Origin of the sequence: uncultured Enorma sp. (assembly GCA_905210055.1) — a bacterium.
In the GTDB taxonomy this organism is placed as follows: Bacteria; Actinomycetota; Coriobacteriia; order Coriobacteriales; family Coriobacteriaceae; genus Enorma.
In genome coordinates this window covers 1-5,747 of the sequence record CAJLVH010000123.1, presented here as the reverse complement: position 1 = coordinate 5,747, position 5,747 = coordinate 1, and the positions used below count along the sequence as shown (strand labels likewise).

The window sequence follows — 5,747 nt, the reverse complement described above, 5'->3', positions numbered from 1 at the left end:
GGTACCAGAGCGGGCGGCACCCATCTGCGACCACTCGGGCTCCTCGTCCGGCAGCGAGCCGGCCTTCTTGGTGAAGAGCTCCTTCAGGCAGTTGTATGCCACGATGAGGCCGAGCACCATAAGCAGGATCGCAAACACGAGCTGCAGGCCGGAGGTCGCGATAACCGCCATGCCGCTCGTCTGCAGCGCGGTGATGCAGCCGAGCGTGGACTGCACGAGCGACGTGAACGTCGAGCACAGCAGGAACGCCACGGGCACGTAGAGCATGAAGCCCTTGCGGCCGGTGCACTTGCAGAACACCGCGAGCGTAATCATGGTCATGCCGCCCAGAAGCTGGTTCGATGCGCCGAAGAGCGGCCAGATGTTGGTGTAGCCGCCAAAGGCGAGTGCGAGGCCCAGCGCCAGTGTGAGCACGGTCGCAACCCACGTGTTGCCGAAGACCTTCGCCGCACCCGTCGCGTTCGCAGCAGCAGACACGTCCTCGGCGGCGTCGTTGCTCGTGGCGAAGAACTCCTGGAACGAGAGGCGGCCGATACGCGCCACAGCATCAACCGAGGTCAAGGCCAGCGCAGAGACGCACATCGTCATGAAGACCTTCGCGAGCGTAGCGTCGACGCCAAAGGCAGCCATGCCATTCGCAACGCCCGTGGAGAAGATCGCAAACGGGGTTCCCACCGCGGCGCCACCGGTGCCGCCAGTGTTCATCGTGGTGAACATGATACCCGCGACCACGATGGCGAGCACGCCCACGAAGCTCTCGACGACCATCGCGCCGTAGCCCACAGGGAGCATGTCCTGCTCTTTTTCGACCTGCTTGGAAGAGGTGTTCGTGGAAACGAGGCTGTGGAAGCCGGAGAGCGCGCCGCATGCAACGGACACGAAGAGCAGCGGGAACACGTAGCTGCCGTTGGCCGCGAGGGCGGAGAAATCGGCCACCATGGGCGCGGTGATCTGCGCCTCGCCGCGCACGCCGAGCACGAAGATGCCCACCACGGCGCACGCGATCATGAGGATCATCATGATGCTCGTAAGGTAGTCGCGCGGCTGCTTGAGCGTCTGGATGGGCATGGCCGCCGCGAACAGCAGATACACGGTGATGACAGCGAACCAGCCAAGCTTATCGAGGTACACCGGGAACTGCATGCCAACAGCAAACATCGCCACGAAGAGCGCTACGGCAAGCACGAGCTCGCGCCAACCGGTGAGACCGAAGCGACGGTTGATCCAGCCGAACGCGATGGCCACGAACGTGAAGAGGATCGAGATGGTGCCCGCAGCGCCGCCGGCGTACGAAGCGGCGAAATCCACCGCGCCGGTCTGGGCGTCTGCGACCGTCATGAACGTGCCAGCCACCATGTCAACGAACGCCGCGATGACGATGATCGTGAAGAGCCAGCTGAAGAGCAGGAACAGACGGCGTCCGGTGCGGCCGATATACTTCTCGACGAGCTGCGCGAGCGACTTGCCATTATTTTTCACGCTCGCATAGAGCGCGCCGAAGTCGTGCACCGCGCCGAAGAAGATACCGCCCACGAGCACCCACAGCACCACGGGAAGCCAGCCGAACATCATGGCGGCGATGGTGCCCGTCACAGGGCCGGCACCGCAGATGGAGCTGAACTGGTGAGAGAACGCGGTGAAGCAGGAAGCGGGCGAGAAGTTCTTGCCGTCTTCCATGCGCTTCGCGGGCGTGAGCGCCTCGCGGTCGATACCCCATGTGCGCGCGAGCCACCGTCCATAGAGCAGGTAGCCGGCGGCAAGCACCACCGCTGCTACCAACACGACGATCATTCCGTTCATATCGATCCCTTCTCCAAGAAGTCAAAGCCGCGTACAACGCATTCCCGCATCGCGGTCGACCGATATGAAAAAGGGGAGCCCTGCATATCCTGCGGCTCCCCGTCCGGCCGCCCGCAATCGCGCGGGCAGCATATGCCAGCCCGCGCTAGATAATAATCTCGCTTAGGATGTTACGTAGCTGTGCGTGCATGGCAGTGATTCCTTGATGCCTGGCGCCGGCTCATGCCAGCGCGTACCGTTTGGTCGAAAGGGATTGTGCCGCTTTAGTTTGGTGGAGTCAAATCGTGTTACGACTTTGTTGCGAATGAAAATCTAAGTGGGACTTTGGCACCGGGTCTCATAGTCCCACCCCGCACCTTGATGAAAGTGGGACTATGAGACCCGGTGCCAAATTCCCACCTGGGGTGATATTTTCCGTCCTAGACTCAGATTCTCACTTGGGGTAGGCGAAAAGCGCCTCGGCGGCTTCGAGCTGGGCGTCCGTGCCCATGAGGGCGACGTGGTCGCCGGGGCAGAGCACCGTATCCGCGCCCAAGAAGAGCTCGAGGTCTTCCCCGCGACGAAGCGCCACGGCCTGGGCGCCGGTACAAGCCCGCAAGTCGAGCGCCCCGAGCGTCGCAGCGGCGACCGCGCTCCCCGATGCCACCTCAACCCAATGCAGATCGACTTCGGCGAGCGACGCCATCATGCGCTCCGCCGCCCGCATGCGCTTGCTCCGCGCCCCGTCGCCCAGCGCCTCGTACCCGCTCGCGCGCAGGTCGTTCGCATATTCTTGAATCTGCCGCGGCCGATAGCCCAAATCGAGTAGCGTATGCCGCATGAGCTCGATGCCGCCCTCGAGCTCCGGACGCACCACGTCGTTCACGCCCGCCGCAACGAGCGCCTCGACACCGTCGGCGGAATCGGCGCGCGTCACGATGCGCAGCGTCGGCGCCAGAGAGCGAGCCTCTCGAGCAATGACTTCGGCCGCAGCCTCTCCACCGCCCGCAATCACGAGCACGCGCGCCGCGTCGAGATGAGCGTGGGCAAGGATCTCGGAATTCGCCGCGTCGCCCACAAGCACGGGGATGCCCTCCTCTTCGGCCTCCTCCGCAACCGGCAGATCGCGCTCGACCAGCAGGCAGGGAACCTCCAAACGCACGAGCGCCTCGAGCACGCTCTTGCCGGCGTACCCGTACCCAACCACGACCACATGGTCTTCGAGCAGCGATTCCTTCGGAGGCTCGATCGCGCGGGTATGTCGTTCGTACAGAGCCCGCACGATAGGCGCGCTGGAAAGCCGGTGCTCCAGCGGTTCCACGAGCTTGAAAGCAAACGAGTTGAGCGCGATCGAAACCACCGCGCCGCCCAGGATGAGCGTGTATTGGTCGGACGAGAGCACGCCGAGCGCCATACCCGTCTGGCCGATGATGAACGAGAACTCGCCGATCTGCGCCAAGCCGGCAGCCACCGTGAGCGACGTGGCGAGCCCTATGGACATCACCGCGCCGAGCACCATGTTAATCGCCCATTTCCCCAGCATGATGAGGGCAACGAGCGCGATGAGCTCACCTGCGTGCGCCGCGAGCACGCCGGGATTCACCATCATGCCCACCGAGGCGAAAAAGATAATCGAGAACAGATCCTTGAAGGGGATCGCCTCCGCCGCGATGCGGTGCGAGAGCTTGGAGCCGCTCACCACCACGCCCGCGAGGAACGCCCCGAGCGCCACCGAGAGGTCGAAAAGCAGCGCCGCCGCCATCGCGGTGCCGAGCGCAATGACCACCACAGCGAGCTGGAAGAGCTCGCTGGGGCAGAGGCGCGCGATGCGGGCGAGCAGCCACGGCAGCACGCGCGACCCGATAACGAGCATGAGCGCCACGAACGCAACTGTCTTCGCCAGCGCCTCGGCAAGTCCCGCCGCAAGCGCCGGCGCAGAGGTCTCGCCCGGGCCGAACACCACGGGCAGCACCACGAGCACGACGACCGTCGCAAGGTCTTCCACAATGAGCCAACCCGTTGCGATGCGCCCGCCGCGACTCTGGTAGAGACCGGCGTCGGTGAGGTTCTTGATGAGCACCACGGTCGACGCGATGCTCACGGAGAGCCCGAGCATCACGCCCGCCTCTGCAGACCAGCCGAACGCCCGCGCAAGCCCGAAACCCGCAAGCGTGCCGAGCGCGATCTGCAACACCGCGCCCGGTACCGCAATGCCCTTGACCTCGTTCAAGTCTTTCAGCGAAAAATGCAAGCCGGTGCTGAACATCATGAACATGACGCCGATTTCCGAAAGCTGGTTCATGGCATGGGAGTCGCCGATGAACCCGGGCGTGAAGGGACTTACGGCAAGGCCGCCCACCAGGTAGCCCACGATGGGCGGAAGATGCAGGGCGCGCGCCACGAGACCGCCAGCAAATGCGGCGACGAGGGCGAACACGAACGTCATGAGCAGAATGGTGTCTCCGTGCACGAAGCCTCCTGGAACATCGTACAGGGGGCGCAGCGCGCACCGCCCCGAAATGGTAGCTATGTCTCTCTTACCCCAAACAGGAGGGCGCAACGGCGGCATCCAGGAATGTCCCAAAGAGGGACAGGTGCGTTTTGGGACATCACCGGGGCTTCCGACAGGGGGCTATGTAAAAATGCCCCTGGGGTAATTTTACCTGTCCGATGCCGGATGTCCCAAAATGCACCTGTCCCTCTTTGGGACACCCGGCGGATCCTCAGCGGTCACGAAGATCGTACTTGCGCACGATGCGGGCAATGCGATGCGTCCATGGCACGTAGAGTAGGCAGAGGAAGAGCACCGTGGCGCAGGCGTGCATGAGGTCGAAGGGCAAGGCCGCCGCCACGCGCACGGCAACGCCGGCAACCGTGATCGGCCTCACGAACCCGATGACATCGTAGGCATTGATCACCGCGGCATAGACCATCGTGAGACAGAACCCTGCCACGACGAGTACCGCGCGGCGCGGGCTCCCATCGCGACGGGTGAATGCGCCGGCATCGGCGAGGACACCGCCCAGATATCCAACAAGCCCCCAGGCATACATCTGCCACGGCGTCCACATACCCTGACCAAAGAAGAAGTTGCTGGTAAAAGCCGCAAGCGCCCCCACCATGAAACCGCTTTTGCGTCCCAGGGTCGCACCTGCGATGATCGCGATGGCGCACACCGGCTTGAAATCCGGCACCGGTGCGAAGACGATGCGCCCCGTTGCCGCGAGCGCGGCAAGTACCACCGTGGGCATGATCTGCCTCAGCGCGGGGCGCTCGGCATCGAAACCGGCGAGGAAGAGCGCGAGCGCGAGCACCACGACCGCGAGCATAACCAGCGCGGCCTGATCGATGTCAAACAGCACCATAGCGCCCATCGTGAGCGGAACCGCCACCAAAAGCGGCACCTCGAGCGCGCGCAACACGCGGGAAACCGCACGCGCGGGTTCGTCCGTCCGCTGCTTGTTATGGCCGGTAGTACACATTGCCCTCGAAGAACTCCCCACTCGGCTCCGTGCAGGCGATCTCGCCGTCGAACAGCATCGATACGGTATCGGCGACCTGCTCGACGAAATCGAGGTCGTGCGTCGCCATCACGATGGCAACCCCGCGCTCCCGCAGCTCGATGAGCACGGAAGCGAGCACACGCCGCGCCTCCAAGTCGAGCCCCTTGGTTGGCTCGTCGAGCAAGAGCAGCTCCGGCTTCACCAGCAAAAGCTTTCCCAGCGCCAGGAGCTGCTGCTGGCCGCCGGAGAGGTCGTAGGGATGCCGCCGCTCAAGACCGGCCAAGCCCAGGCGCTCAAGCATGGCGAGCGCGTCCACCCCTTCATAGCCCGCGACGCGTGACCATTCCATAAGCTCGTCGAGCACGGTCTCCGCGACGAACAGGGCGCGGGGGTCTTGCGGCAGAAGCGCTTTGGCGGCTCGCTCGATCCTGCACGTACCCCTCTGCGGCTTGAGCGTGCCCGCCA

The 5,747-nt window shown here is 64.2% G+C and carries 4 protein-coding genes; all 4 read right to left on the bottom strand.

Annotated features, from left to right (window positions below; genetic code table 11):
- The coding region (locus tag QZ079_RS07600) for a carbon starvation protein A (protein ID WP_297037206.1) at positions 1 to 1,800 on the bottom strand (1,800 nt) is incomplete at its 3' end.
- Positions 1,801 to 2,233: 433 nt separating this feature from the next.
- Entirely contained in the window at positions 2,234 to 4,249 is a 2,016-nt protein-coding gene (locus QZ079_RS07595) for a cation:proton antiporter (RefSeq protein WP_297037204.1), read from the bottom strand.
- A 253-nt stretch (positions 4,250 to 4,502) separates the two neighbouring features.
- A complete protein-coding gene (locus QZ079_RS07590) occupies positions 4,503 to 5,261 on the bottom strand; it encodes a DUF6580 family putative transport protein (RefSeq protein ID WP_297037202.1) in 759 nt (252 codons plus the stop codon).
- The coding region (locus QZ079_RS07585) for an ATP-binding cassette domain-containing protein (RefSeq protein ID WP_297037200.1) at positions 5,242 to 5,747 on the bottom strand (506 nt) is incomplete at its 5' end. The genes QZ079_RS07585 and QZ079_RS07590, both read right to left, overlap by 20 nt.